General features: G+C 45.8%; 4 protein-coding genes. All 4 read right to left on the bottom strand.

The genetic code is table 11. The features are described 5' to 3' along the window. Positions 1-944, bottom strand: a 944-nt coding sequence (locus ACWVCM_RS02750; protein ID WP_455200176.1) for a TonB-dependent receptor plug domain-containing protein, incomplete at its 3' end; no start/stop codon positions are given. Between the two features lie 164 nt (positions 945-1,108). Beyond that, positions 1,109-2,425: an MATE family efflux transporter gene (locus ACWVCM_RS02755; protein WP_455200177.1), complete on the bottom strand. Its 1,317-nt coding sequence runs from the start codon at positions 2,423-2,425 to the stop codon at positions 1,109-1,111. Positions 2,426-2,602: 177 nt separating this feature from the next. Beyond that, complete coding sequence (locus ACWVCM_RS02760) at positions 2,603-3,787, bottom strand: pyridoxal-phosphate-dependent aminotransferase family protein (protein ID WP_455200178.1); 1,185 nt, start codon at positions 3,785-3,787, stop codon at positions 2,603-2,605. 95 nt (positions 3,788-3,882) lie between these two features. Then, complete coding sequence (glcF, locus tag ACWVCM_RS02765) at positions 3,883-5,103, bottom strand: glycolate oxidase subunit GlcF (protein ID WP_455200179.1); 1,221 nt, start codon at positions 5,101-5,103, stop codon at positions 3,883-3,885. Positions 5,104-5,273 lie beyond the last annotated feature (170 nt).

Genomic DNA, 5,273 nt, shown 5'->3' on the forward strand with positions numbered 1-5,273 from the left:
ATTCGCCGTTGATCCGAGGGCAACGCATTTGCCAGACCAAAATAATCGCCAATTCCCTGTTTTACTCTCTGATAACTTAATAAGTAATCCTTAAAATTAATGTCCAGTAATAATGAATGATGAGCTTCTTCATTGTTAATAGGTCCCGGGGCATTGGAGATACCTTGCTGTGGTGTACCGTATAAAACATCAGGGCCGGCATCCACATCACCACCTTCCGCCTTTACCTGTGAAACACTAATGTTGAAGGAAAGATTTTTGTCTGGAATTTGCTTTGAATACATACCACCTAAAGTGTACTTATCCAGTTCATTAACACGACCAAATAACGCGGTTTCTTTTTTACGAGTAATTATGTTAATAACACCTACCGATGCATATTCACCGTATATTGCTGAACCAGGGCCACGTATTACTTCAATTCGTTCCACTTGTTCTATCGGAAGAATCAATAATGTAGTAGCAGCACCTAGCGTTGCATTAAAAGAAGTATTGTTGAGGAGGAATTTTACTTTACTACTGAAAAACGCTTTACCAATTCCACGCACCAGGATTTGTGGTTGTCCATCATTGGTTCGGGAGATTTCAATACCGGGAACTAACCCCAATGCCTGATAAACATTTTCCACACCGCGCGCCAGCATATCTTTACCGTGCAATACACTCATTATACCCGGCACAAAATCCACATTGATTTTAGATTTGGTGGCTAATTCGGTCTCCTGGTCCAGCAATTGAATCAGCTCCTGCAACACGGCATCGGTTTGCCCGGTATCCAGCTCAGCTTCCACAGCTGCATCAACTGGTTCTCCGGAAGACGTATTGGTTTCTGAGTTAGTAATGCCTGTCTCTTCTGCCAAACAAAATGCCGACCATAACAGCAATACCAGGAGAACAGAAAAACGTGGTTTCATGAGCAAGTATTTTTGAGTTATTTTTTGCATGACTTTGTACCTAACCGGAGAAAAACATACTTTCACCTGCATCTAGAATGGAAACTGCAATGCCCCTAACAGGTAAGTGTAATGCCTCATAGGCATTTAGCATTATATGGTTATTATTTAACCACTGTAAACCGTTAATAACGTTGAAAAATTGGAATTTTTGATCAGACGATGCCCGAGCGAACGGTAATTGACCGAAATAACAACGCCATACTTATAGCACGCGCCGTATTAAACAGAATAAACGCCAGCCATAATCCATGATTCTGCAAAGGCAACAGCAGGTACCATACCGGCAAAAAAACAAAAAAGGTTGAAAATAACATAGTGTTACGCATTTCCGCGGCGCGCGTTGCACCTACATAAATGCCGTCGAGTAAAAAGCTCCAGACTGAAACTAATGGCATTAATATCATCCAGGGCAGATAAGTCAGGGCAGCTAGTTTCACCCTCTCAATGTCGGTCATCAGTGTAAAAATCCAGTCTCCGATAAACCAGTAAGTTGCGGCAAAAAAGATGCTGGTAATAAATGCCCAGACCGCGCTGGTCTTTATTACCGCGAAGTAATCCTTTCGATCTCTGGCTCCAACCGCTCTACCGACCAGTGCTTCTGCGGCGTGAGCGAAACCATCCAGTCCATACGCCATAAAGGTATACATGTTGAATAAAATTGCGTTAGCTGCCAGCACCACATCGCCAAATCGTGCACCTTGCGCGGTAAAAAAAGCCAGACTGAACATAAGACACAGGTTACGAATAAAAATGTCCACATTGATGGTCAACATTTTTCGCAGCTTGCGTCTATGGAGAACCTGCGCGCGATGCAATTTACCCGGATGTAAATCCAGCTGTTTCTTAACCAGCCACAAGGCAAAACCCAAGCCCAGGTATTCAGCAATCAATGACGCCAGCGCTACACCGTTGGCACCGTACCCCCAGCCCACAACAAACAGGAAATCCAGTAACATGTTAATGAGGTTAACAAAGGTCAGGATGTATAAAGGCGCGCGGGCGTTCTGCATTCCCAGGAACCAGCCCAGCAATACATAGTTCATAAATGTTGCAGGTGCACTCCAGATGCGAATATCAAAATAGATCCGCCCATGCTGCTCGACCAATTCACTACCCTGTATAACCTGGAATGCAATCCAGGCAATAGGCATTTGCAGGATTAGTAATAACAATGAAAGTGCCAGGGCTATCAAACTGGCCCGCGCCAGTATGGCACGTAGTTCATCATTGTCATTCTGTCCAAATGCTTGCGCGGAAATTCCGGTAGTTCCCATCCGCAAAAAGCCAAAACCCCAGAACACGATACCGAAGATAGCCGCACCAATAGACACAGCTCCCATGTGATAAGGCTCATCAAGATGTCCCACCACTGCAGTATCAACAATCCCCAACAGGGGAACGGTTAAATTGGATAAAATCATTGGCGCCGCAATACGCCAGACTTTCTGATGCGAGCCCAACTCGCTCATTGAAATTTTAATTCCATGTATATAAATAAAGTGATATTGCCAGGAGAATAATCGAGATACCGCTTTTATAAAACAAAAAGCTATAATACAGAAAGTTGATGAAACAAAAAATGGGCTAGCGTGATATCACGCTAGCCCATTTTAGAAACGACTATAAGTAGTTTAGCAGTTGATTCGTTATTTACTCATCATCACTTCATTTGCTGCTTTAACTGCAACACCTGAATTAACAGGCGCTTTCATATTGGTTAGCACTGCATCCAGTGCGCCGAGGCAAAGCAGGATATTATCAGGGCGACTCGCAAAACCCATCAGCCCAATACGCCAAACCTTACCTGCCAGGGCACCCAGACCAGCCCCAATTTCCAGATTAAATTCATTTAACAAACGGGACCTGACCATAGCTTCGTTCACGCCTTCAGGTACTGTTACCGAATTAAGTTGTGGTAAGCGATCCTGTTCCTTCACTATAAACTGCAATCCCATCGCTTCGATCCCGGCACGTAGGGCCTGGTGATTACTTGCGTGACGTGCCCATGAATTTTCAATACCCTCTTCCTGCAACATTACCAGCGCTTCGTGCAAACCATATAATGCATTGACCGGCGCGGTATGGTGATAGGCGCGTTTACCTTCACCACCCCAATAACCCATTACCAGGTTTAAATCGAGAAACCAGCTTTGCACTTTATGCTTGCGATTCTTAATTACCTCGATAGCACGCTCGCTGAAACTGACAGGCGACAAACCCGGCGTACAGGACAAACATTTCTGGGTACCGGAATAAATAGCATCGATACCCCAGCCATCGACTTCCAATGGACTCCCACCCAGTGAAGTCACCGCATCAACAATAGTCAGACAATCATGCTCTCGAGCAATTTCGCAAAGTGTCCTGGCATCTGAACAGGCGCCAGTCGATGTTTCCGCATGAACGAATGCCACAACCTTGGCGTCGGGATTGGCTTTTAATGCATCACGCAATTTGTTGGCATCAACCGCTTCACCCCAGGCATCTTCAACCATTACAGCGGTTGCGCCAATGCGCTCAACGTTTTCTTTCATACGACCGCCAAACACGCCATTTTGACAAACGATGACTTTGTCGCCCGGTTCCACCAGGTTTACAAAGCAGGTTTCCATACCCGCTGAACCGGGTGCAGAGACTGGAATAGTGAGCTGGTTTTTAGTACGAAATGCATATTGCAGCAGTTCTTTCATTTCATCCATCATGGCGACAAATTCAGGATCAAGGTGACCAATGGTTGGTCTCGCCAGGGCACTCAATATGCGCGGGTGAACATCGGAAGGACCTGGTCCCATCAGGGTTCGGACGGGGGGAACGAAAGATTTGGTTGTCATTCTAATTTCTCACTATTTTACTAGGTTAATGGGAATCGCGTAGTATAAAAGCCATACCCTGTCTGGATCAACAGTATAGGATTTTAGTTTAAAAATCAGAGGTTATGCTCTGCCAGTAACTCCATCCAGTGCTTAACGGGTACCGATGCATCACGCTGCAGATGCAGCATACAACCAATATTGGCCGTAGCGATGACCTGAGGCTTACCTTTTTCCAGGGCGACTAATTTATTAATCAGTAGTTTTTCCGAAATCGCGCCTTGTAAAATCGCGTATGTACCGGCAGCGCCACAACATAAATGTGCGTCGGCGACAGGTTTCAGCTCGTATCCCAATGCCGATAACTGTAATTCTACCACGCCCATTAATTTCTGGCCGTGCTGTAGGCTACAGGGCGCATGGAAAGCGACGTTAATGGGTTGCGGCAATTTTTTCAACTTCTCCAGGCTGGTATCTGCAAGCACCTCGCTGACATCCCTGGCAAGCTCGGAAATTCTCGCGGCTTTTGCTGCGTATTTATTATCGTGCCGAAGCAGGTGCGCATAATCTTTAACTTGCGGTGCGCAACCGCTGGCGGTAATCACAATCGCCGTAATACCTTCTTCCACCGCAGGCCACCAAGCATCAATATTATTGCGCATGTATTGCCTGGCCTCCTCGGTTTTCCCAAGGTGCTGACTGATGGCACCACAACAGGCCGTGCTTTGCGTTTCTTCAATCAATGTGATGCCCAACCTGTCAAAAACCTGAGCGGTCGCCCGATTAATATCGGGCGCTAATTGTGATTGTACACAACCTTTTAATAACAACATTTTTTGGGCGTGCTGTTGTGATGGAAAAGATAAGCGTGGCTTTTTTGCCTCTAATCCTGACTCCAGCTGCCAGGGGACCATAAACTTGAACAATTTCCCTATAGCCAGCAACCATGCAAACAGATGCAGCCTGGGCAATAGTTTATTGAGTGTTCCTCGCTTGATGTTTTCCCAGGAACCACGCGACACTTTGCTCTCAATTATATCTCGACCAACTTCTAACAACCGGGAATATTCAACACCCGATGGACATGTCGTTTCGCAGGCACGGCATAGCAGGCAACGATCAAGATGAGCCTGGGAGTTTACACCGACTTCATTACCTTCCAGCATTTGCTTAATAAGATAAATCCGGCCGCGCGGGCCATCCAGTTCGTCACCCAGCAGCTGGTAGGTTGGGCATGTAGCATTGCAAAATCCACAATGCACACATTTTCTAATAATGTCGTTGGCAATTTTGCCATTCTCGGATTGAGTATAGGGTTCAACGAAATCGGTGCGCATTAAACCTGATCCTCGTAAAACTTGTTGCGGTTTAATATTTTCTCGGGATCAAATGCCGTTTTTAAATTCCGGTGAATTGTCATGAGTGACGAAGGCAATGGATGAAACACGGGAAAGGGATCCTGTTGCAACCAGAATTCCTTGTATCTAAATAGCGTGGCGTGCCCCCC

The sequence above is a fragment of the Kaarinaea lacus genome (assembly GCF_975902315.1).